Here is a 22,051-nt window from a genome sequence, read left to right on the forward strand (position 1 = left end):
ATTTTTTCCAGGAGGAAGTAGGCTATCTTCTGCCGAATTAAAGAAAAAACAAAGGGAGAGAGGCCTGTCCATGGGAAAGGTATTAACCATTGCTAACCAAAAAGGGGGTGTAGGTAAAACCACTACTGCCGTCAACATAAGCGCCTTTATGGCTCAGGAAGGCAAAAAGGTTCTCTTGCTGGATATTGATCCCCAGGGTAATGCTACCAGCGGGATGGGCGTAGACCGGTTTAAAATCGAGCATTGTATTTATGATGTAATCATCAACAGCGCTCCCTTAAGCAGTGTTATCATCGCCACTGCGATAAACGGCCTGGACCTGGTTCCGGCTACAATTGAACTGGCCGGCGCCGAAGTAGAGCTGGTAACGGCTATTGCCCGGGAACAAAAATTAAAGCGAGCCCTGGATGAAGTTAAAGATAGGTATGACTACATAATCATCGATTGCCCCCCTTCCCTGGGCCTTTTAACCCTTAATGCTTTGACGGCTGCCTCCAGGGTTCTGATTCCCATCCAATGTGAATATTACGCCCTGGAAGGGCTGGGACAATTAATGAATACCATTCAACTGGTAGCCCGGCACTTAAATCCCGAGCTGGAAGTAGAAGGAGTTGTTTTAACTATGTTTGATCCCCGGACGAATCTCTCCCTGCAGGTTGTTGATGAAGTCAAGAATCACTTTCCGGAAAAGGTCTTGAAAACTATTATTCCTCGTAACGTCCGCTTGAGTGAGGCCCCCAGCTATGGCCAACCCATCAGCCTGTATGACCCCCGCTCACGGGGCGCCGAAGCCTACCAGGAACTGGCCCGGGAGGTAATCGCCAATGGCTAAAAGAGGGCTGGGGCGGGGACTGGACGCCCTGCTTCCGCCAAAGGAAACTGCCCCAGAGAATGAGGCGGGCACAATTACCAGCGTCGCTGTAGACCGGATTGTGCCGGGAAAACACCAGCCGCGCCGGGATTTCGACGACGCTAAAATGGCGGAGCTGGTCCAGTCCATCAAAGCCCACGGCATCATCCAGCCGATAGTCGTTAAACCGGCAGGCAACGAGGGATATGAAATTATCGCCGGCGAACGACGCTGGCGCGCCTGCCGGCAAGCGGGTTTGCAAGAGATCCCGGCCATTATTAAATCCCTGGATGCCAGGACTACCGCCGAGATTGCTTTAGTTGAAAACCTCCAGCGGGAGGATCTTAATCCCCTGGAAGAAGCTGAAGCCTATCAAACCCTGCTTGAAGAATATGGCCTGACTCAGGAAGATGTAGCCGGGCGCGTAGGTAAGAGCAGGCCGGTAATTGCCAATGCCCTGCGCTTGCTGCAATTACCGGAAAAAATTAAGGACATGGTGCGGGAGAATAAACTATCTTCCGGTCATGCGCGGGCGTTATTAGGAATCAAAGATAGCAAACTGCAGATCGAGCTGGCTAAAAAAATCGTTGCTGAAAACATTTCTGTCAGGGAAACGGAAAACATAATTAAAAAGCTTACTGAAAGGAAAGTAATAGTTAAGAAACAAAAAGATGACACGGTAAGTCTGGAAACCCGACAGTTCGAGGAACGCTTGCAGCAAGCATTGAGTACCAGGGTAAAATTGAAGGCAGGTAAAAACAGCGGCAAAATAGAAATATATTATTTCGGCCCCGAGGAACTGGAGAGGATTATTACTGTCCTTACCGGAGAAAATGTTTCACGTGAAACATTTTAGAGCTTTTATGGAGGCGAATATGATGACTACTTACTGGCTAGATAAGGGCAAGCAAAACACGGAAGGTACGGTGAAACTGGCCCTGGATCGGGCTCGCGAACTCGGCCTTAGGGACATAGTGGTAGCCTCGGCTACAGGTTATAGCGCCAGCCTATGCCTGGGCCATCAAGAACTAAATATAATTTGCGTTACCCACCAGGCCGGCTTTAAAAATCCCGGGGAAATCGAGATAGATCCGGCCACGCGCCGGCGGCTGGAAGATGGCGGAATTAAAGTTCTTACTACTACGCACCTGTTTGCCGGCCTGGACCGGGCCCTGCGCTTCACCTTCCAGGGGGTCTACCCGGCCGAGATTATAGCCAATACCCTGCGCCTATTTGGTCAAGGGACTAAGGTGGCGGTGGAGGTAGCCGGCATGGCCCTGGATGCGGGGTTGATACCAGCCGGGGTGGATATTATCGCCCTGGGCGGCAGCAATGAAGGAGTTGATACGGCTCTGGTTTTACGGCCGGCCCACTCCCAGGACTTTTTTGCCACCAGGATTAAAGAAATAATTTGCAAGCCCAGGGAGTTTTAATATTAACTTATGAGGAAGATGGTGAAGGTTATGCCGACGGCGATGTTGACCGGCCTTCTCGTGGCGGTGGCTTCCTTCTTTTTTGCCCATCAGATCGCCGGTACAGGTTATTTAGGGGATGCCTACTACGCCACTATTACGATACTCCTAGCTTTGCTGGTAGGGACTACCATAGGTTGCACAATGGCAATTATCAGAGCCTTAAAGAATAGACCGTGAATAAAATATGGTAGATTTTTATCGGGGTGGATAGTTTGTGGGGTACATTTGTTAACGTCCTGGCTATTATTGCCGGTTCCCTGCTGGGGAGCATGATCGGCTGGCGTTTGGAGCAGCGTTTGGTAACAACTGTCACCCAGGCCACGGGCCTGGGTATTTTGCTGGTAGGCATAACCATGGCGACCCAGAGTAAAAATAGCGTGCTGGTGATTGTCAGCCTGATGGGCGGGGGTATTTGCGGCGAACTGCTGGATATTGAAGGCCGCCTGGCGGGATTTGGACGGCGCCTGGAAGCCCTCCTTACCCGGGGCGGTAGTGGCCGGCTTACCCGGGCCTTCGTCAGCGCCAGCCTTCTCTATTGCGTCGGGGCTATGGCCATTATGGGTTCCCTGGATGCCGGCTTGCGGGGAAATTATAGTACTCTTTATGCTAAAGCTCTATTAGATGGTATTTTGGCTGTTACTATGGCTTCTACCCTCGGGTGGGGCGTTGCCCTGTCGGCCCTGCCGGTGTTACTTTACCAGGGTAGCATTACCCTCCTGGCTGCCTGGTTGCAGAACTACCTGACGCCGGCGGTAGTAACAGAAATCACGGCCACCGGCGGCTTGTTGATTATCGCCATCTCTCTGGGCGTGCTGAAGATTAAGGAGATCCATGTGGGTAACCTTTTACCGGCCATATTTTTGGCGGCCCTATTAGCGCTAAGATGGCAATAGGGTTCCATGAGGGTATTTTGCCAACGATTTCTCGGATCCCTTGCTTGCTCTAAGATGGTTCTCCTTGCCCCAGCAGGGATATGTGAACCTTCGTGGCGAGACGTATCCTTCTTGATGAGATCAGAAAAACACCCCGCAGCTGGACTGCAGGTGCGGGGTGTTTTTGGCTTTAATTGGCTTTAAATAGTTGTTATTCAATCCCCGGTAGTGCCCGGGCAGCTGCTAGGGCGGCAGCGTAGACCTCCTTGACTGGTGCACCGGCGTTTTGAGCTGCCTGGCGGCAGGATTCATACTCCGGCGCCACCTGGGTTATGGCCTGACCTTCAGTGTCATGGTAGAGCCCCCATTTCACAATTACCGGGCCAAAGGGAGTCATGACTTCGCCGGTGCGGCGCTGGCAGACCAGGCGCCCGTCGCGCCGGAAGCGTAACCCCAAGGTAGTGGAATCGCGGAAGATAGTTGCCGCTACCTTCGCCAGCTTATTTTCCGGACAGAGGGCCGTAAAGAGAACACCCGGGCGGCCCTTCTTCATTTGTATTGGGGTGCAGTAGGCATCAACAGCGCCGGCAGCCATAGTAGCCTCGATAAGGGCGGGAAAAAACTCCGGGTTCATATCGTCAATGGTCGTCTCGATGACCAGGCTGTTCTCCTCCCCCTCTAGCTGCCCGGTGATAACTTCGCCAACGGCCAGGCGCAGGAGGTTGGGACGCTCTAGTTTGGTTTTCCCGGCGCCGAAACCGACGCGCTGCAGGTTCATGGCCGGGAAAGGGCCGAAATTAGCAGCCAGGGTGGTGATCAGGGCCGCACCGGTGGGGGTCACCAGCTCGGCTTGATCAGTGGTACCGTAAATAGGGAAACCCTGGAGGAGGTACATGGTGGCCGGTGCTGGTACTGGTAATTTGCCATGCCGGCACTCAACCCAGCCGGAACCCATGGGCAGGGGCGAGGAGATTATTTTTTCAATCCCCAGGAGGTGGAGGCCCAGGATCGTACCGATGATGTCGATGATGGCATCAACGGCTCCCACCTCGTGAAAGTGGACTTCGCCGGCGGCGATACCGTGCACCCGGGCCTCGGCCCGGGCCAGGTTGGTAAATACTGCTGTAGCCTTTTCCCGGACCGGGGCCGGCAGGGAACTGTTATTAATGAGTTCCAGGATGTCGCCCAGGTGGCGATGGGGTTGAGGGCCGCTGACCTGGACTTCGACATCCACAGCGGCTATACTATGCTGCTTTACCTCTTGAGTCCTTAATTCCCAGCCGGCCAGCCCTAGTTCATTTAAGCCGACTACCAGTTCGTCCCGGCTCAGGCCGCTGGCCAACAGGGCCCCCAGGCACATATCACCACTGATACCGGAGAAACAATCAAAATAAGCGATGCGCATCCTCTTATCTCCTTCGAAAATAGATTTCTACCAATACCAAAACAAAAATGGATGTGATTTACATTATTGCTGCAGGGCTGGTGGTACACAGGCTCCATGCTCTTCCACCGGCAGGACGGCGTTCATACTTCCGCTGCGGAAGCCTTCCAGATCCAGGGCTATATAGGTGAACCCGATTTCATGAAAATGGTTGACCAGGGCCTGGCGTACCTGGTTATCAATGAGCAGGGCAAAGGCGGCCGCGTTAACTTCGATTCTAGCGATGCTGCCGTGGTGGCGCACCCGTAGCTCCTGCAGGCCGAGTTGCCGCAGGTAGGCTTCGGCGGCGTTTACCTGGGCGAGCTTCGCCGGTGTTATCGCCTGGCCGTAAGGTATGCGCGAAGACAGGCAGGCCATCGAGGGCTTATCCCAGTTAGGTAATCCCAGATGCCGGGCCAGCTGGCGGATGTCGGCTTTGGTCAAGCCAGCTTCCTGGAGGGGGCTTTTAACGCCATACTCCTGAGCTGCTTTTCTGCCGGGGCGGAAGTCATCGCAATCGTCGACATTGGCCCCGTCAACTATCACCTTGAGTCCATGCTCCCGGGCCAGTTTTTGCAGGTCGGCGAATAACTCCTTTTTGCAGTGATAGCAGCGTTCCGGGGGGTTGGCACAGAATTCCGGATTGTCCATCTCCTTGGAGTTCATTACCATATGCTGGACCCCCAATTCCTTGGCCAGGTTGGTAGCAGCGTCGATTTCTACCTGGGGGTAGGTAGGTGAGGCCGCGGTTACAGCCAGGACCTTAACCGGCGTCATACTGGCTACTTTAAGGAGCAGGCTGCTATCTACGCCGCCGGAATAGGCAATCAGGATGCTTTCCCATTCTTGTAGTTTTTCTTGCAGGGTGGCCAGCTTGGTGGCTAAGTCAGACAACATATTGATCATCTCCTATGCCGAAAGTAGGTTTCTACCGGATTAGGCAACTGTTGGTTCATAGGGGCGGGTGGGTACAGGCTCCCAGCTTCAGTCAGGCCTGGATCTGGCAAATTTAGATCTTTTCTCTTCCAGAGGCTATAAATCCTTCTTGGAGGGGTTAGTTTAAATCAGGAAAAATTACCCCGGGTTCCAGGGTTTTCGATGAAAAATGTGCAAAGGCGAGAGGAAAATGGCGTTTAGTGTGGAAATATATCTGTTGCTGTATTATGGCGGGGGGGCTTTTTAACTTGCAATCACTAAATTCCTTGCTCATGCCCTATTATGCGCCGATCCTGATAGGATTGCTGGTCCTCCAGGTGGTGTTACTTCTCTGGCTCTGGCACAGCCAGGCAGAATTACGGCGCTTGAACGGGCGTATCCGCCGGCTGGCTGAAACCGGTGAAGGCCAGGACCTGGCCGAGGTGCTGGGGCGTTTTCACGATCTGGGAGAGGTCCGAAAAACCCTTGATGGGTTACAGCAAAAAGTTGCTGATCTCCAGGTGGGTTTTGAAAGCTGCCTTAGCCGGATGGGGCTTATTCGTTTTAATGCTTTTCCGGATACAGGCAGTGATCTCAGTTTTGCCCTGGCCCTCCTTAACCGTGAGGGCAACGGTTTTATCCTTACCAGTCTCTATGCCCGGGATGAGACCCGGGTCTTTGTCAAGCCGGTGCAAGAAGGCCGTTCCCGGTACCGGTTGAGTGAAGAAGAGGAAAAAGCCCTGGCCATGGCCCTGGGACTCCTGGCGCCGGAAAAGGCCGTCAGCTAGTCAATAGTCGGTAAGGGGGACCAGGGGTGCCAAAGAACCGGCGCGATCGTTTTTTTACCCTGATGCTGATCCCGGAAGGACGCCGGGATGTACACCGGTGGTTGCTACCACCGTGGTTTTTTCCTGCTCTGGCGGCTATGCTGGTAGCCCTGCTAGTGGCCCTGAGCGGCGCCTTGCTGGGGGTTTACCATTATCAAAAAAGGGTGGCTGAGTTGCATCACATTGACGAGTTGAACGCCGCCCAGGCCCGGCAGATCCGCCAACTGGAGGAGCAGGCCCGGCTGCTGCAGGATAAGATGCAATCCCTGGACCGCCTGGATCAGCAAGTACGCTCCCTGGCGGGACTGGGCCAGGGCGGTGGTCAGCTTTCCAGCGGGGCTTCTCGCAGCGGTCGACTGAGGCCAACGGAACAATCCCAGACCCTGGTCAGGGTTCAGGAAGCCCTGGCAGAGGTGGACAGGGATGCACCCCAGCAGCAACTACGCTTGCAGAATTTGGCCAGGGAACTGGAACAGCACCTTGCTTACCAGGCCGCCCGGCCCTCCCATTGGCCGGTGCAGGGGCCTGTTACTTCACCCTTCGGCCGCCGGGATTCCCCATTTGGCTGGCGGGAAGAGTTCCATGACGGCATTGATATTGCAGCTACCTATGGGGCCGAAGTCCAAGCTGCCGGCAACGGCCGAGTGACCTTTGCCGGTTGGATGCCGGTTTATGGCCAGGCTGTAATCATCGACCACGGTTATGGGTTTACGAGCTTGTACGGCCATAATTTCGAACTCCTGGTCAAAAAAGGGGATCAGGTGGTGCGGGGCCAGGCCATCGCCCGGGTGGGCAGCAGCGGTCGCAGCACCGGCCCCCACGTTCATTTTCAGATTAAACTAAACGGGGAACTGGTCGACCCGCTAAATTACCTGGAGGAAGGGGATGAAGTAACCGGTGCTGGGAAAAAAGAATAATGCTGAGCCAACGATGGTAGATACGGTTATCGGTAAAGGTGCCAGGGTAACCGGTAAGCTTGTCTCTGGCGGGGCCATCCGCATTGATGGTGCCTTGGAGGGTGAGGTAGTTACCGAAGGCGATCTGGTGGTTGGGGAAAACGGCCAGGTGATTGCCAGCGTCCGGGCCCGTAATCTCCTGGTGGTAGGGGGGATTAAGGGCGATGTAGTGGCCGGCGGCCAGCTAGAGATCGCCCCTACAGGCAGGATCGATGGCGATGTCCAGACCGGCAGGTTAATAGTCGAACCCGGCGGCTTGCTCCGGGGCCATTGCCAGATGCCCCTGCCCGAGGATAGGTCGCAGCCCGATGATGGTAGGAGCGAGGAAAGGGATTATTAGGCGATAACCAGGGTAGCCGGGAGATTCACACATAACTTCATAATCCTCTGGATATACTACTTGCTGCTAGAAGGTCCGACGAGTAAAGGCGGAAGGCGAAGGGAGGCTATGATGCTTTTTAAAGATCGGCAGGATGCAGGCCGGCAGCTGGCTGCTGCCTTAAAGGGCTACCGGGGGCAGAATCCAGTAGTACTGGCCATTCCCCGGGGAGGTGTAATCGTAGCTCTACCGGTGGCCCGGGACCTGGACGGCGAACTAGATTTACTAATCCCCCGCAAGGTGGGCTTACCGGCTAATCCGGAATTAGCTGCTGCCGCAGTTGCTCCCGATGGTACCGTTATTTATAACTACCGGGTCCTACAGGCCTATAATGTGACGTCGGCCGACTTAAAAGGAGCCATCGCAGCCGAACTGGCCGAGATTAAAAGGCGCCAGGCCCTGTACCGGGGTTCCCGGCCCCACCCGGACATTAAGGACCGGGTAGTTATAGTTGTCGACGATGGTATTGCCACCGGGTTAACCATAGCGGCAGCCTTAACTTCCCTGCGCAATAAAAAACCAGGACACCTGGTCCTGGCTGTACCCGTAGCGCCGCCGGAGAGCCTGGAAATCCTGGCTCCCCTAGTTGATGACCTGGTCTGCCTGGCCAGCCCCGAACCCTTCTACGCTGTAGGCCAGTTTTATGAGGACTTTCGCCAGGTGGCCGATACCGAGGTGCGGGCCTGCCTGGGCTTAAATTAACACCTAAAAGCTTTACTGTAAGCCCTGGGCAACGGCTTGGTGGCGGTATTCGTAGACCAGGCTTATACCCCGATAAATGGCGGCGGCAATTTGCCGCGCCATGTTCATGACAATACTCAGGCGCGTATTTTGCAGGACAAAATACTCCATATAACCCCCAACATTGACAATGCCGGTGAAATGGATATCCCCTACCGCCGGCAGGTTTTTATTAACCCCGGCGCCAGGTTTTAAGGCCCCCGGGGCCAGGGTGATGGCCCCGACGTTCTCCGATTGTCCCAGGCAGGCATCAACGGCGATGATTAAGGGGTCATGATAAAGGGCTTTAATTTGGTTTATTTTCTCCGCCAGGTTGCTGGCGTGAACAGGCTCCTCCAGAGTCCCAAAGACGGCCAAAGGCAAATCAGGCCGTTGCAAGAGGTTATTGCCGACCAGAGGGCCCAGGCAGTCCCCGGTGGAGCGATCGGTACCTATACTAACCACTACTACTGGGCGGTGACCGTCGGGGTTGAGCCACTGGAGGTGTTCAGCCAGGGCTTCACCAAGTTTTTCAGCTGCCAGGGGATCCTGATAATTATATTTCAGTTTTGGGGGCAGATGCACTCCATTATAAGTATCGCGGTTAGAAGTGCGGCTAATAAAGGGCATAGTTACTATCCTTAACCTCCTGGAAATCCTTGTGGCTAGAGTATATGCCGGATTGTTTTTTTTTATACTAAAGGGCTGGCACCCCTTCATATGATGTACAGGTAAGGGGGGCGGCCTGTGGCGTTTTTACGCGAGCTGGCGGTTGCCGGAGCCCTCATGGGGACCATGATCGGCGCCGGTTTTGCTTCGGGGCAAGAATTGGTGCAGTTTTTTCTTAGCCTGGGTACCGGGGCGCCCAGGGCCGTAGTGTTGATGACCGGCTTGTTAATGGGCGCCTCCTTCCTAGTGCGTTTCCTAGCCCGGCAATGGGAAAGCACCTCTTACAACGATTTCCTCTTCCGGTTACTGGGTCGCTGGTACTGGCCGGCGGATATAGCCATTACCGCTTTCCTGTTTGGGGGGCTGGCCATTATGTTCGCCGGTGCCGGCGCCGTAGCCCGGCAATACTTCGGCTGGCCCAAACAAGTCGGCATTCTAGCCTGCGCCGGCCTGGCCTTTACGGGAAGCCTGGGCCGGGGCCGGGGTGTCCTGTTCCTAAATGGCTTGCTGGTACCGCTAATGACAGGGATTTTAGTTTTAATCGCCTTGCTGGGCCGGTCCCTGGCCGGGGGTCCCTTACGACCGGTCCCGGCAGGTTTTTTGGTCAGCAATAGCTGGATCCTCAATGCCTGCCTCTACGTAACCTACAATATGGTCGGTGTTACAGTCTTATTGGTTTCCCTGCCCGGTTACCAGCGGGGTTCCTTAGGCGCGGCCCTGGGAGGGCTCTTTTTGGGCTTTGTTATTTACTTGCTGGTGCAGGCCCTGGGCCAGCTGCCCTGGGAGGATTTGCTAACTGAATTACCCCTTTTAAGCCTGGTCAGCCGCTATCACCCCGAATTACAGGGCTGGTATGCCCTGGCTCTGTTGCTGGCTATGATTACCACTGCAGCTAGCAATCTTTTCGGCCTGGCGAAAAGGCTGGGCCGGGATTCCCGTTTTCCCCCCCACTTGGTAGCTGTAGTAATACTGGTCCTGGCTGTACCCCTGGCAGGTGGCGGCTTTGCCCGTCTGATTGGTTTGATTTACCCTTTCTTTGGTTATCTGGGCCTGCTCCTGATCCTCCTCGCTCTGGGGCGTAGATTGGCCAGGATGTTTAAGATTTAGAAACCAGGCAGGATTTTTAGCCTCCATTGTAGAAAAAGTCTTTTAAGTCCTCAAGTCTGATGGAAAGGAGTGAAGGATATGGTAGCAGCCCCCCCGGATTATTGGCGCAGGGGGCGGCCCCGGATAGTTTTCTTATGCCTTGTTCTGTTGTTCATGATCCTGGTGGTCAGCGGCTGCGGGCGCAAAGCACCAACGCCAGCCGGAAGTTCACTAGGCAGCAATGCAGGCGACAATGTACCGGGTCCAGGTGAGAAACCAAGGGAAACCAGGCCCCTGTTGTACGACCGGGAACTAGATCGGGTCCTTGTGTATTTTCTAACCAGAGACGGCCGTTACCTGGTGCCGGTGACGGTTAGCTTTAACCCCACCAGGGAAGTAGCAAAGGTGGCCATGGAGAAACTTCTGGCCGGGCCCCAGGGCGACAGCTTGAAACCGGTATTCCCCGAGGGCGTTAAGCTCCGGGATATCTATCTTCTTAATGATCAGCAAACGGTATACGTTAATTTAACGCGGGAATTCCTGCAGATTAAGGACGCCAGACAGGTAGACCTGGCAGTTAAGGCCCTGGTACTGACGATGACGAACCTTACCGGAGTAAAAGAGGTTCAGATTTTGGTGGAAGGCAGTAAAGTATCTGAAGTAGCCGGGGTGAAACTCGATGCTCCCCTGCCGCGCCCGGGGAATGTCAACAGTCTTCTGAAGGATGAGGGGCAAAAGGGGGTCCAGGTGTTTTTCGGCGATGCCGAGGCCCAGTACCTGGTTCCGGTGACAGTGCCCCTACCGCCGGGTGCCAGTGAGAATAACCTGCCCCGGGCGGCGGTCCTGGCCCTGCTGGCAGGGCCCCCGGCGGACAGCGGCCTTACCCGGACTATTTGGCCCGGAACCAGGCTCCTGGATTTGAAGGTTGAAGGCAACCTAGCTACAGTTGATTTCAGCAGACAGGTAATCGGGTATGGCGGTGGTAGCGCCGTGGAAACGGCTTTTATAAAATCCCTGCTCTTTACCCTCACCCAGTTTGCTGGCCTGGATCGAGTTCAGATACTCATTGAAGGGCAAAAGCGGGAGTATCTACCCGAAGGCACCCCGATCAATAAACCCTTGAGCAGGCCGGAGGCCCTCAATCCCCTGAACCATCAGTGAAGATCAATGGGTATGCGCCGTTGTTTCTGGTTTTCAGCCCTGGGGATGCGAACCTCCAGGATACCGTTTTTATAGGTGGCCGTGGCTTTTTCCGGCTGCACCTGGACCGGCAGGCTCACCGTCCGGGAGAAATTACCATAAAAGCGTTCGGAGTGGAAGTAATTGCGCTCCTCCCCTTCCTCACTCCGGCGCATCTCTCCCCGTACCGTCAGGGTATCCTCCGTAGCCGTTATCTCCACGTCATCTTTGTTGACCAGACCGGGCAATTCGGCGGTAGCGACTACCTCATGGTCTGTTTGATAGACATCAATACGGGGGCTCATTTCCCCGAAGCCAGAGATAAGACTACGTAGCATTTCATTGGGTGTAGTGGCCAATTCGCGCCAGGGGCGCCAGGGGCCAATACTCATGTGAACCACCTCCGGAAGTAATGGGATGTCTATCTCTTATTTTAGCTCAAGAGCCAGGGGTTTATACAACTGGTGCGGCTAAAGTTGGAACCGGGCTGGGAGCCCGGTTCCAACTTTTATGCCAGCGGGTTATAATATTGATATATCTTATTGCGGAGGAGTGTTATGGAACAAAAGGACTTACTGCGGCAATTGCCGGCCGTAGACCAGCTGCTGCAACAGCCGCGTCTGAAGGATTTAAGCCGGGAGGACCACCAGCTGGTGCTGACCATTACCCGGCAGGTCGTGGATGACTGGCGCCAGAGGATCAAAAACGGGATTACTATCCTGCCGGCGGCGGCGGAACTCGCCCGGGAGATCGCGGCCAGGTATGACGCTGCCGGCCGCAGCAGCCTTAGGCCGGTAATCAACGCCACCGGCGTTGTCCTTCATACCAACCTGGGACGGGCCGTTTTGAGTCCGGCTGCCAGAGAAGCGGCCCTGCAGGCCGCCAGCCGTTATACCAATTTGGAATTCGACCTGGAGAACGGCCAGCGCGGTAACCGTTACAGCCACGTAACGGGGTTGTTACGGGAACTTACCGGGGCCGAAGATGCCCTGGTGGTCAACAATAATGCCGCTGCCGTCCTGCTGGCCCTGTCGACCCTGGCCGAGGGGCGGGAGACCATTATTTCCCGTGGCCAGTTGGTAGAGATCGGCGGCTCCTTTCGGATACCAGATGTTATGGGTCAAAGCGGCACAAAACTAGTTGAGGTAGGAACTACCAACAAAACCTACCTCCAGGATTATGAAAAGGCCCTGGGCCCGGAAACGGCCCTGTTCCTCAAGGTCCATCCCAGCAATTACCGGATCCAGGGGTTCACCCGGGAGGTCACCACTGCCGAACTGGTAGCTCTAGGCCGTCGAGTGGGGTTACCGGTAATGGAGGACCTGGGTAGTGGCTTTCTTTACAACTTGGAATCCCATGGTATTACCGGTGAACCAACCGTTCAGGCGGAGGTAAAGCAGGGTGTTGATGTGGTTACCTTTAGCGGTGATAAGTTATTGGGCGGGCCCCAGGCCGGTATAATCGTCGGACGCCATGATCTGGTGGCGGCCATGGCCCGGCATCCCCTGACCAGGGCCTTGCGGGTTGATAAGATGACCCTGGCAGCCCTGGAAGCTACCCTCCACGCTTACAGGAATCCTGACCGGGCCTTACAGGAGATCCCCACCCTGGCGGCCCTGACCCTTACAGCGCCAGAACTACGCCGCCGGGCTGAACAGCTGCAGCAGCTGCTGGCCGGGGTACTGGGGACCAGGGCCAGGGTAGGCCTGGTGGCTACTACCTCTGAGGCTGGCGGCGGTGCCCTGCCCCTGACCGAATTGCCCTCCTGGGGAGTAACTATCCAACCGGCGCAGCTGGGAATAAGAGAGTTGGCCCTGGCCCTCCGCCGGACGGAGCCCCCGGTCTTAGGTCGGGTGCAGGAAGACATCATGATTTTAGATGTCCGGACTCTGCTGCCGGGTGAGGGGGAGGAACTGGCCCGGGCCCTGGTCCAGGCCCTGGAGGGAGCCCCTTAGGGGAGCTAACGCCCCACCACGATACAGGAAGAAGGTATGCCAGTGGATTACATTATTGTCGGCACTGCCGGCCATGTTGACCACGGTAAAACTGTGCTGGTCAAAGCGCTAACTGGAGTGGACACTGACCGGCTGAAGGAAGAAAAAGAACGGGGCATATCCATCGAACTCGGTTTTGCGCCCTTGACCCTTCCCAGCGGTCGCCAGCTGGGCCTGGTCGATGTACCCGGCCACGAACGCTTTATCCGCCAGATGCTGGCCGGTGTCGGCGGCATGGATCTGGTCATGCTGGTAGTGGCTGCTGACGAAGGTGTCATGCCTCAGACCCGGGAACACCTGGCCATTATCGATCTCCTGCGGGTCAAAAAGGGGATAATTGTTATTACTAAGATCGACCTGGTCGAAGCCGAATGGCTGGAACTGGTCCGGGATGAGGTCCGCCAGGCAGTCAAGGGAACAGTACTGGCGGATGCACCCCTGGTCACCGTCTCGGCCTTTACCGGAGAAGGAATCGCGGAGTTGCGGCAACAGCTGGACGCCCTGGCGGCAGTTACCCCACCCCGGCCGGCAGCCGGCCAGGTCCGGTTGCCCATTGATCGGGTCTTTAGCGTCACTGGCTTTGGAACTGTTGTGACCGGTACCCTCTGGTCAGGGAGCATCAGTGTCGGCGATGAACTGGAGATCCAGCCGGAAGGCCTTAAGACCAGGGCCCGCAACCTCCAGGTCCATGGCCTGACGGTCAAGGAGGCCCGGGCCGGCCAGCGGGTAGCCGTGAACCTGGCAGGCATCGAAACGGAGGCCATCCACCGGGGGAGTTCCCTGCTAACACCCAACTTTCTTAAGCCTACCTTGCGCCTTGATGCCGGTTTTAAGCTCCTGGCAGAAGCCCGCCCCCTGGCCAATCGCAGCCGGGTCCACTTTTACCTGGGTACCAGCGAGGCCCTGGGCCGGGTAGTTCTCCTGGATCGCGACGAATTAACCGGTGGCCAGGAGGCCCTGGTGCAGCTGCTGATGGAGGAGCCAGTAGTGGCCAATCGGGAAGACCGTTTCATCCTGCGGAGTTATTCCCCCATGGACACCATTGGCGGCGGCCTAATCCTCGATCCTTTACCACCCCGGCACCGGCGTTTCCAGGCGGGGGTTCTGGCTTCCCTGCAGCGGCGCCTGGAGGGTTCTCCGGAGAAGATCCTAGCCCAGGTGGTGCTGGAGCACCGGGATGGCCTGGAATGGCGCGAGGCAGCTGCCAGGGCCTCCCTATCCCTGGAGGAAACTAGATCCCTGCTGCAGGATATGGCCACAGCAGGGCAGGTTGTCCTGCTGGCCGGGGATAACGACTTCTATGTCGTCGATGCCGGGCGCTACCAGGAATGGTGGCAGAACGTGGCCCGGACCCTGGAAGATTTTCACCGCCGTTATCCTCTGCGCTCAGGATTAACCAGGGAGGAACTTCGCTCCCGGCATTTTTCTGCTTTGCCAGCGCGGGTCTTCCAGGCTTTGCTGGAGAATTGGGAGCGGGAGGGCCGGATACAATTAGCAGCCAATACGGTATCCCTGGCGGGCTTTACCCCCCGCATCAGCGCTGAACAGCAACAATTGGCCCGCAGCCTGGAAGAGAAATACCGCACCTCTGGCTGGCAGCCACCAACGTGCAAAGAGCTTCTGGAGGCCTATCAGCTTCCGCCGGCTGAATTGGAGGAGCTACTCCATTACCTGGTCCGCCAGGGGGTCCTGGTAAAAATCAATGAGGAGTTTTACTGGTACCGGGAGGCACTGGAAACAGCCCGGGAGGCTATGAAAAAGCTGGGGACCAATGGTCCCTTTGGCCTGGCCGAGGCCAGGGACGCCCTGGGTAGTTCTCGTAAATACGTCCTGCCCCTGCTGGAGTACCTGGATCAGGTAAGGTTTACCCGGCGTATAGGGGACAGGCGGGTGGTTATCGGCTGAACCCGCATGGAAGGCGCCGCGGGCGTTGCCACTGCCGGTGACCCGGAGAGCCAAGAATGTTTATTTAGCCGGTCTCGCGCCTGTGCCAGGATTGGATAAGGGTTCTATTGGCAATTGACGTTATTAGGGGACAGGTTTATAATGATTTTAAATATGCCCGAGGAGGCAAAAATCGAGGGGGTTTGTGAGAGTGGGGAGTATCAAAAAGATCGCCTTCTTAACGCTGGCCCTGATCTTGACGGTGGCCCTGATTGCCGGCTGCGGCCAGAACAAATCAGGGACCGGGCAACAGGGAGCAGCCAGTAGCAGCAGTGGTGACACCATCAACATTGGTGTTAACTATGAACTCTCCGGCGATGTAGCTACTTATGGTACCAACTCCAAGGACGCGATCCTCCTGGCCTTTGAGGAGATCAACCAGAAAGGCGGCGTCCTGGGGGGCAAAAAGCTCAACCCCATCGTCCTGGATAACGGCGGTAAAAGGGAAGAGGCCATGAGCGCGGCCGCCAAATTGATTACCGAGAATAAAGTCGTCGCCCTCCTGGGCCCGGCTACTTCCGGGGCCACCATGGCAGCCTCCACCATGGCCACTGAATATAAGGTCCCCATCATTAGCCCTTCAGCCACGAACCCAGACGTGACGGTAGACCCCCAGACGAAAAAGGTGCGGGATTACGTCTTCCGCGTTTGCTTTATTGACCCCACCCAGGCCATTGTGGGCGCCCAGTTTGCGGCCAAGGATCTGGGAGCCAAAAAGGCGGCCATCCTTTATAGCAATTCGGACGAGTACAGCAAGGGCTTGTACCAGGTTTTCAAAGAGGAATTCCCCAAAGACGGCGGCCAGATAGTGGCCGAGGAGAGCTTTAATTCCGGTGACCAGGATTTCCGCCCGGCCCTGACCCGGGTGAAGAACGCCGGTGCCGACCTGATCTACGTCCCGGCCTATTACGGTGATGTCGGTAAGATTGTCAACCAGGCCCGGGAACTGGGAATTAAGGTACCCATGCTGGGTGCCGACGGCTGGGATTCGCCCAAACTGGCCGAGTATGCCGGCGGGGCGGCCAACCTGAATAACACCTACTTCACCAACCACTATGCCGCTAGCGACGCCAACCCGCGGCTACAGGCCTTTATCAAGGCCTTTAAGGCCAAGTATAATAAAGAGCCGGATGCCTTTGCCGCTCTGGGATATGATGCCGCCTATATGCTGGCCGATGCCATTAACAGGGCCGGTAGCGCTGACCCGGAGGCTATTCGTAAAGCTCTGGCCGCCACCAAGGATTTCGATGGTATTACTAGTAAAATGACCATTGATGAGACCCATACCCCGATTAAAGATGTCTCCATTATTGCCATGGTCGACGGCAATCAGACCCTGAAGAAGAAGATCACGTATTAAACCCGGCAGCAGTCCGGTCGGGAGCATTACCAATGGGGGGGCCCAGCCCCCTCATTGGAGTTTATTTTTTATTTTAGGATAGCGCTCATGCCGCCGATGCGGCACCAGCAGAAGGATGAAAATGATCAACGGGGTTATTTTCGGGGTAGGATAGGAGTTGGTACCATGGCCGTATTTCTGCAGCAGATAATTAATGGTTTATCTCTGGGCAGTATCTATGCCCTCATCGCCCTGGGCTATACCATGGTTTACGGTATTATTCAGCTTATTAATTTCGCCCACGGTGATATTATGATGGTGGGGGCATATATTGGCTTTTTTGTCGTCGTTTATGGAAAGCTCAACATCTGGTGGGCTTTTATCATTTCCATGGCTGCTTCCGCCCTTTTGGGCGTTATCGTCGAGCGGGTTGCCTATAAGCCCTTGCGTAATGCTACTCGCCTGGCCCCACTGATTACGGCCATTGGCGTGTCCCTTTTCCTGGAAAACGGGGGCTTGATGGTCCTGGGCACAGATATCAGGTCCTACCCGGGAGGGCTGATTACCAACAGGCAGTTACCCCTGACGCTCTTCGGTATGCAGCTCACGGCCACCACCCTGCAGGTTCTAATTCTGGCAATCACTATCCTGATGATGCTTATCCTGCAGTATATTGTTCGCTACACCCGGAGGGGTAAGGCCATGCGGGCCGTATCCTACGACGCCGATGCCGCCAGGCTCATGGGGATTAACGTCGACAGTACCATTTCCTTTACCTTTGCCCTGGGTTCGGCCTTCGCCGCCGTGGCCGGAATCATGCTGGGGCTTTATTACAACACCATCCAGCCGCTGATGGGTATCATGCCCGGTTTAAAGGCCTTTGTGGCGGCCGTCATCGGTGGTATCGGCCTGATCCCCGGCGCTATGGTGGGTGGTTTTGCCCTGGGCATCTTTGAGGCCCTGGTGAGCGGTTATTGGAGCAGCAATCTGCGCGACCCTATTGTTTTTCTCTTATTGATTTTAATCCTGCTGGTCAAGCCCTCCGGCCTGCTGGGCAAGAACAACGCGGAGAAGGTGTAGGTGACTATGGTGCGGTTCAGTAAAAAAAACCTAATCACCATGGCCGGTGTAATCTTTTTCTATTTCCTGGTTCTAGGAATGCAAGCAGGGGGGCTGATTAGCAAGTTCCAGGAAATCAATTTGATGATGCTGGGGATCAATATTATCCTGGCCGTCAGTTTAAACCTCATTGTTGGTTTTACCGGCCAGCTGGCCCTGGGCCATGCTGGTTTTATGGCTGTAGGGGCCTATGTAGCAGCCATTTTAACTATGAAATTGCATCAGCCCTTCCTGCTGGCCCTGGTAGCCGGGGCCTTAGCTGCAGCTATGGCCGGGTTTATTATTGGTTTACCTACTCTGCGCCTGAAGGGGGATTACCTGGCCATCGCCACCCTGGGTTTTGGCGAGATTATCCGTGGTGCCGCCAATAACATTAATTATATCGGCGGCGCGGCCGGGATGATCGGTATTCCCCGCCTGACTAACTGGACCTGGCTTTATATCATGATCGTTTTCACCGTGCTGGTAACGGTTAACTTAATTAATTCTAGCCACGGACGAGCCTGCGTGGCCATCAGGGAAAATGAAATCGCCGCGGAAACCATGGGGATCAATACCACTTACTACAAGGTCCTGGCCTTTGCCCTGGGGGCTTTTTTTGCCGGCGTTGCCGGCGCGCTTTATGCCCATTATTTTTTCCTGATTCAACCAGTTACCTTTACCTTTTTCCGTTCCTTTGACATTCTGGTCATGGTGGTTTTCGGCGGTTTGGGCAGCATAACCGGTTCCATCATTGCTGCGGCGGGCATTACCCTCATTAATGCCGCCCTGCAGCAACTGGCGGTTTTGCGGATGGTCATTTACGCTGTCCTCCTGGTGGTGGTAATGATCTTCCGTCCCCAGGGGTTAATGGGTAACTGGGAGTTTAGCCTAGACCGGTGGCTGAAGAAAAGGGGTGCGGCCAGTGGCCCTGCTCGAAACTAAGGATTTGACCATTTCCTTCGGGGGTCTGACGGCGGTAGCCAACGTGGATCTCGCCCTGGATGCGGGGGAGCTGGTCGGTCTCATTGGCCCCAACGGCGCCGGGAAGACGACCATCTTTAATCTCCTTACCGGCGTTTATCGCCCTACCAGAGTGGATATTATTTTTACCGGCCAGAGTTTGGTGGGGTTAAAGCCTTACCAGATTACCCGGAAAGGTATTGCCAGGACGTTCCAGAATATTCGTCTCTTCAGTAACCTGAGTGTCCTGGATAACGTGCGGATAGCCTATCACTGTCGTAACCATTACGGGGTCACCAGTGCCATCCTGCGCCTGCCCTCTTTTCACCGGGGCGAGGAGGAGATCCTCAAGGAAAGCGAGGAACTGCTGCGGGTATTCAACCTGGTCGCCTACCGGGCTGAAAAGGCCCGCAACCTCCCCTACGGGGAGCAGCGCCGGTTGGAGATTGCCCGGGCCCTGGCCGCCGGGCCCAGGCTCCTTTTGCTGGATGAGCCGGCCGCCGGGATGAACCCCCAGGAAACCAGGGAACTGATGAATCTGATCGGCTGGATCCGCCGCGAGTTTGGGCTGACCATCCTTTTGATCGAACACGACATGTCCCTGGTCATGGGTATTTGTGAACGCATTTACGTCCTGGATTACGGCCAGGTTATCGCCGAGGGATCCCCGGAGGATATCCGTACCGATGAACGGGTAATTGAGGCTTATCTCGGCCGGGAGGTGAATGGCGATGCTCCTCAAGGTTGAGAATATAGATGTCTACTATGGAGCCATCCATGCCCTGAAGGGGATTTCCCTGGAGGTTGAGGAAGGCGAAATTGTTTCCCTGATTGGCGCCAACGGCGCCGGTAAAAGTACTACCTTGAATACCATCTGCGGGCTTTTACGCCCGCGTAATGGCAGCATTATCTACCAGGGGCGGGATCTCAAGGGCTTACCGGCGCCGGCCATTGTCCAGATGGGCATCTCCCAGGTACCCGAGGGCCGGCGGGTCTTTCCCAACCTGACAGTGCAGGAAAACCTGGAACTGGGCGCTTACCTGCGCCGGGACCGGGAAGGTATCAGTAAAAGCATGGCCGAGGTTTTCCAGCATTTTCCCCGCCTGCAAGAGCGCCGGAAGCAACTGGCCGGCACTTTAAGCGGCGGCGAGCAGCAGATGCTGGCCATCGGCCGCGCCCTCATGTCCCGGCCCCGCCTCATGCTCCTGGATGAACCCTCCATGGGCCTGGCCCCACTGCTGGTGCAGGAGATCTTTAATATCATCCGGGCGATTAACCAGCAGGGAACCACCATTTTGCTGGTAGAACAGAACGCCAACATGGCCCTCAGCGTCGCCCACCGGGGTTACGTCCTGGAAACCGGTCGGATTACCCTGCAGGGTAAGGCCAAAGAACTGGCTGCCAACGAGGCGGTGCGCCGGGCCTATCTGGGCGGGTAGGAAAAGGGACCGCCTACCAATCCGGCCAGCTAAGGGCCATGATGACCATCAATGGCGCCACTTCTGGCACACCGGCGCCAGCGGGTACACGTGCCAGCTTAGCTAGATTACCAGTACCTTGACGGGGTATGTCCGGGGATTGTATAATGTCCTGGGGGTGGATCGGGCCTGGTGGCTTGCCTGGACTTCAAATCCAGCTGGCGCGCGGCGAACCCGGGCGCGGTGGGTTCGATTCCCACACACTCCCGCCAGTTTTTAGGAGGGCAGCTTTAATGCTGCTATTTTCTTTACAAAAGGACCCTGGCCGTATTATAATGATTAACATGATGGGTTGCTTCAAATAAATTAAATTTTGATTACCGTCGCCGCCAGGCAAGGGAAATAGGAGGTGAATATATTTGGCCACCATCACCAAGGAAATGAGTATCACGGAAGTTGTCAGCAAATATCCCCAGACTGTACCTGTGTTTATGGAGCATGGCATGGGTTGCCTGGGTTGCGCCGCGGCTCGTTTCGAGAATATCGAGCAGGGAGCACTGGCCCATGGCATTGACGTTGATAGCCTTATTACTGCCCTGAATAAGAAAGTGTCACAGGTGGCTGAATAGGAAGGCAATCAAGGATCCAGGGAATCGCTCTTTGCCTAAACGTAAAGGGCGATTTTTTTGTAGTACGGAGTTTTAACCGGGGGAGGAAAAATCATGATATACTCGCCGGACCGTACCTTTAGCGAACTGGTGGTAGCTTTATCGACTATCCTGGACATTGAACAAGAAACGAAACTCTATCACGCCTGGCGGGTAGCCCTGGTGGCCCAGGAACTAGCCCGGAGAGAACTGCCTGAACTGGCGAACCGGGTGTTTTATGCCGGCCTGCTCCACGACCTGGGCGCCATAGGCTTGGACGATCACCTGGTCCACCTTGTCGTGAAACCGGAAGCCAGTGGTAACCCGGCGATTTTGGACCACCCCCAAAAGGGCGCGGTCATGGTAGCGGCCATTCCCGGCCTGGGGGACGAGGCGGCAGCCATGATCCGGGATCACCATGAGCGCTGGGATGGTTCCGGTTACCCCCGGGGTATTAAAGGCCAGGACCTGGCCCCGGGAGCCCTGATTTTAGGCCTGGCTGATGAGTTGGACCTGGTTTTACGCGCCCATCCCGGCGCCCCTTGGTCTAGCCTCAGGGGTACACTTCTCAGGAAGGTTAGAGGAGGGTTTCCCCCGGAACTTCTGGCTACCCTGGACAAACTACTGCAGGGGCCCCTTTATGGGGAAATAGCCACCAACGTGGCCCTGGAATTAAAGATGTTCCAGGTTATAATGGCTCTACCGCCGGTTAACTTCCAGGTACAGGATCCGATGAAAATAACTATCGACCTCTTTGCCGGCATTATCGACGCCAAACATGCCTATACTGCCGGACACTCCCACCGGGTGGCGGCCTATGCCTTAAAACTGGCCCGCTGTCTGGGGTACGGGGTAGAGGAATTACAGCGCTTGGAGATTGCCGGCCTGCTGCACGACTTTGGTAAGATTGCCGTACCCCGGGCTGTTTTGGATAAACCAGGGCGCCTGGACAGGGATGAACTGCAGGTCGTGCGCCGTCACCCTGTCCGGACCATTGAGTTATTAAGCGGGGTGAGCGGCTTGAAGGACCTGGCCAGGGATGCCGGCTTGCACCACGAACGTTATGATGGTAAAGGTTATCCCTATGGCCTCCATGACGGCGAGATTCCAGCTGGAGCCAGGATTATTGCCGTTGCCGATGCCTTTGATGCCATGACTTCCAACAGGCCCTACCAGTGGACGCGTACCCCCGCGGAGGCCGTCCAGGTCCTGGCCGGAGGTGCCGGGAGCCAGTTTGACCCGAAGATTGTAGGTGTCGCCTCGTGCCTGCTAACATAACCTACATAGTCTGGTACAA

24 protein-coding genes and 1 tRNA gene are annotated in these 22,051 nt (G+C 55.8%); 21 read left to right on the forward strand and 4 right to left on the reverse strand.

What is annotated here, in order from left to right; translation table 11 throughout:
- Window positions 1-70 precede the first annotated feature (70 nt).
- Genes SDD30_RS04550 through SDD30_RS04570 form a run of 5 tightly spaced genes read left to right on the forward strand, consistent with a single transcriptional unit; the run spans window position 71 to window position 3,218 of the window.
- Window positions 71-832 (forward strand): ParA family protein, encoded by a 762-nt coding sequence (locus SDD30_RS04550; RefSeq protein ID WP_434073756.1) that lies wholly within the window; start codon window positions 71-73, stop codon window positions 830-832.
- Window positions 825-1,706 (forward strand): ParB/RepB/Spo0J family partition protein, encoded by an 882-nt coding sequence (locus SDD30_RS04555; protein WP_434073757.1) that lies wholly within the window; start codon window positions 825-827, stop codon window positions 1,704-1,706. Before SDD30_RS04550 ends, SDD30_RS04555 begins: the two co-directional genes overlap by 8 nt.
- 22 nt (window positions 1,707-1,728) lie before the next feature.
- Window positions 1,729-2,283 (forward strand): pyruvate kinase alpha/beta domain-containing protein, encoded by a 555-nt coding sequence (locus SDD30_RS04560; RefSeq protein ID WP_434073867.1) that lies wholly within the window; start codon window positions 1,729-1,731, stop codon window positions 2,281-2,283.
- A 30-nt stretch (window positions 2,284-2,313) separates the two neighbouring features.
- Complete coding sequence (locus SDD30_RS04565) at window positions 2,314-2,502, forward strand: hypothetical protein (protein WP_434073758.1); 189 nt, start codon at window positions 2,314-2,316, stop codon at window positions 2,500-2,502.
- Window positions 2,503-2,537: 35 nt separating this feature from the next.
- A complete protein-coding gene (locus tag SDD30_RS04570; RefSeq protein ID WP_434073759.1) occupies window positions 2,538-3,218 on the forward strand; it encodes a DUF554 domain-containing protein in 681 nt (226 codons plus the stop codon).
- Window positions 3,219-3,408: 190 nt separating this feature from the next.
- Here SDD30_RS04570 and larC read toward each other — a convergent pair whose 3' ends face one another.
- Window positions 3,409-4,602: a nickel pincer cofactor biosynthesis protein LarC gene (gene larC, locus SDD30_RS04575; RefSeq protein WP_434073760.1), complete on the reverse strand. Its 1,194-nt coding sequence runs from the start codon at window positions 4,600-4,602 to the stop codon at window positions 3,409-3,411.
- A gap of 63 nt (window positions 4,603-4,665) precedes the next feature.
- Window positions 4,666-5,517, reverse strand: a complete 852-nt coding sequence (gene larE, locus SDD30_RS04580; RefSeq protein WP_434073761.1) for an ATP-dependent sacrificial sulfur transferase LarE — start codon at window positions 5,515-5,517, stop codon at window positions 4,666-4,668.
- A 287-nt stretch (window positions 5,518-5,804) separates the two neighbouring features.
- Here larE and SDD30_RS04585 point away from each other — a divergent pair, with 287 nt between their 5' ends.
- The 4 genes from SDD30_RS04585 (at window position 5,805) to SDD30_RS04600 (ending at window position 8,399) form a co-directional block, all read left to right on the forward strand.
- Window positions 5,805-6,323, forward strand: a complete 519-nt coding sequence (locus SDD30_RS04585) for a DUF4446 family protein (protein WP_434073762.1) — start codon at window positions 5,805-5,807, stop codon at window positions 6,321-6,323.
- A 26-nt stretch (window positions 6,324-6,349) separates the two neighbouring features.
- Window positions 6,350-7,279: a peptidoglycan DD-metalloendopeptidase family protein gene (locus tag SDD30_RS04590; RefSeq protein ID WP_434073763.1), complete on the forward strand. Its 930-nt coding sequence runs from the start codon at window positions 6,350-6,352 to the stop codon at window positions 7,277-7,279.
- Window positions 7,260-7,658, forward strand: a complete 399-nt coding sequence (locus SDD30_RS04595; RefSeq protein ID WP_434073764.1) for a bactofilin family protein — start codon at window positions 7,260-7,262, stop codon at window positions 7,656-7,658. The genes SDD30_RS04590 and SDD30_RS04595 overlap by 20 nt, the downstream gene beginning before the upstream one ends.
- Before the next feature lie 108 nt (window positions 7,659-7,766).
- Entirely contained in the window at window positions 7,767-8,399 is a 633-nt protein-coding gene (locus SDD30_RS04600) for a phosphoribosyltransferase (RefSeq protein ID WP_434073765.1), read from the forward strand.
- A 12-nt stretch (window positions 8,400-8,411) separates the two neighbouring features.
- Here SDD30_RS04600 and yyaC read toward each other — a convergent pair whose 3' ends face one another.
- Window positions 8,412-9,047 carry a spore protease YyaC gene (gene yyaC / locus SDD30_RS04605; protein WP_434073766.1) on the reverse strand — a complete coding sequence of 212 codons (636 nt, stop codon included), beginning with the start codon at window positions 9,045-9,047 and terminating at the stop codon, window positions 8,412-8,414.
- Window positions 9,048-9,164: 117 nt separating this feature from the next.
- On the opposite strand from yyaC, the gene SDD30_RS04610 reads away from it, so the two are divergent.
- Both SDD30_RS04610 and SDD30_RS04615 read left to right on the forward strand, forming a co-directional pair.
- Entirely contained in the window at window positions 9,165-10,193 is a 1,029-nt protein-coding gene (locus tag SDD30_RS04610; protein ID WP_434073767.1) for a YkvI family membrane protein, read from the forward strand.
- 78 nt (window positions 10,194-10,271) lie between these two features.
- Window positions 10,272-11,333 (forward strand): GerMN domain-containing protein, encoded by a 1,062-nt coding sequence (locus SDD30_RS04615; RefSeq protein WP_434073768.1) that lies wholly within the window; start codon window positions 10,272-10,274, stop codon window positions 11,331-11,333.
- On the opposite strand, the gene SDD30_RS04620 is transcribed toward SDD30_RS04615, so the two are convergent.
- Window positions 11,327-11,743 carry an Hsp20/alpha crystallin family protein gene (locus SDD30_RS04620; RefSeq protein WP_434073769.1) on the reverse strand — a complete coding sequence of 139 codons (417 nt, stop codon included), beginning with the start codon at window positions 11,741-11,743 and terminating at the stop codon, window positions 11,327-11,329. The two genes, SDD30_RS04615 and SDD30_RS04620, sit on opposite strands and share 7 nt — an antisense overlap.
- A 165-nt stretch (window positions 11,744-11,908) precedes the next feature.
- On the opposite strand from SDD30_RS04620, the gene selA reads away from it, so the two are divergent.
- The 10 genes from selA (at window position 11,909) to SDD30_RS04670 (ending at window position 22,032) form a co-directional block, all read left to right on the forward strand.
- Window positions 11,909-13,306, forward strand: a complete 1,398-nt coding sequence (gene selA / locus SDD30_RS04625) for an L-seryl-tRNA(Sec) selenium transferase (RefSeq protein ID WP_434073770.1) — start codon at window positions 11,909-11,911, stop codon at window positions 13,304-13,306.
- Window positions 13,307-13,342: 36 nt separating this feature from the next.
- Window positions 13,343-15,250 (forward strand): selenocysteine-specific translation elongation factor, encoded by a 1,908-nt coding sequence (selB, locus tag SDD30_RS04630; protein WP_434073771.1) that lies wholly within the window; start codon window positions 13,343-13,345, stop codon window positions 15,248-15,250.
- Between the two features lie 190 nt (window positions 15,251-15,440).
- On the forward strand, window positions 15,441-16,649 hold the full coding sequence (locus SDD30_RS04635; RefSeq protein WP_434073772.1) for an ABC transporter substrate-binding protein: 1,209 nt from the start codon (window positions 15,441-15,443) through the stop codon (window positions 16,647-16,649).
- 165 nt (window positions 16,650-16,814) lie between these two features.
- Window positions 16,815-17,708, forward strand: a complete 894-nt coding sequence (locus SDD30_RS04640) for a branched-chain amino acid ABC transporter permease (RefSeq protein WP_434073773.1) — start codon at window positions 16,815-16,817, stop codon at window positions 17,706-17,708.
- 6 nt (window positions 17,709-17,714) lie between these two features.
- Window positions 17,715-18,671 (forward strand): branched-chain amino acid ABC transporter permease, encoded by a 957-nt coding sequence (locus SDD30_RS04645; RefSeq protein ID WP_434073868.1) that lies wholly within the window; start codon window positions 17,715-17,717, stop codon window positions 18,669-18,671.
- Window positions 18,652-19,437 (forward strand): ABC transporter ATP-binding protein, encoded by a 786-nt coding sequence (locus tag SDD30_RS04650; protein ID WP_434073774.1) that lies wholly within the window; start codon window positions 18,652-18,654, stop codon window positions 19,435-19,437. The genes SDD30_RS04645 and SDD30_RS04650 overlap by 20 nt, the downstream gene beginning before the upstream one ends.
- Window positions 19,421-20,128 (forward strand): ABC transporter ATP-binding protein, encoded by a 708-nt coding sequence (locus tag SDD30_RS04655; protein ID WP_434073775.1) that lies wholly within the window; start codon window positions 19,421-19,423, stop codon window positions 20,126-20,128. Before SDD30_RS04650 ends, SDD30_RS04655 begins: the two co-directional genes overlap by 17 nt.
- A gap of 153 nt (window positions 20,129-20,281) precedes the next feature.
- Window positions 20,282-20,379 (forward strand) — tRNA-Sec (locus tag SDD30_RS04660).
- A gap of 168 nt (window positions 20,380-20,547) precedes the next feature.
- Entirely contained in the window at window positions 20,548-20,736 is a 189-nt protein-coding gene (locus SDD30_RS04665; protein WP_434073869.1) for a DUF1858 domain-containing protein, read from the forward strand.
- A 93-nt stretch (window positions 20,737-20,829) separates the two neighbouring features.
- Window positions 20,830-22,032: an HD domain-containing phosphohydrolase gene (locus SDD30_RS04670; RefSeq protein WP_434073776.1), complete on the forward strand. Its 1,203-nt coding sequence runs from the start codon at window positions 20,830-20,832 to the stop codon at window positions 22,030-22,032.
- The last annotated feature ends 19 nt before the right edge of the window (window positions 22,033-22,051 follow it).

The sequence above is a fragment of the Moorella naiadis (nom. illeg.) genome (genome assembly GCF_051020825.1).
Classification (GTDB): Bacteria; Bacillota; DSM-521; order Neomoorellales; family Neomoorellaceae; genus Neomoorella; species Neomoorella naiadis.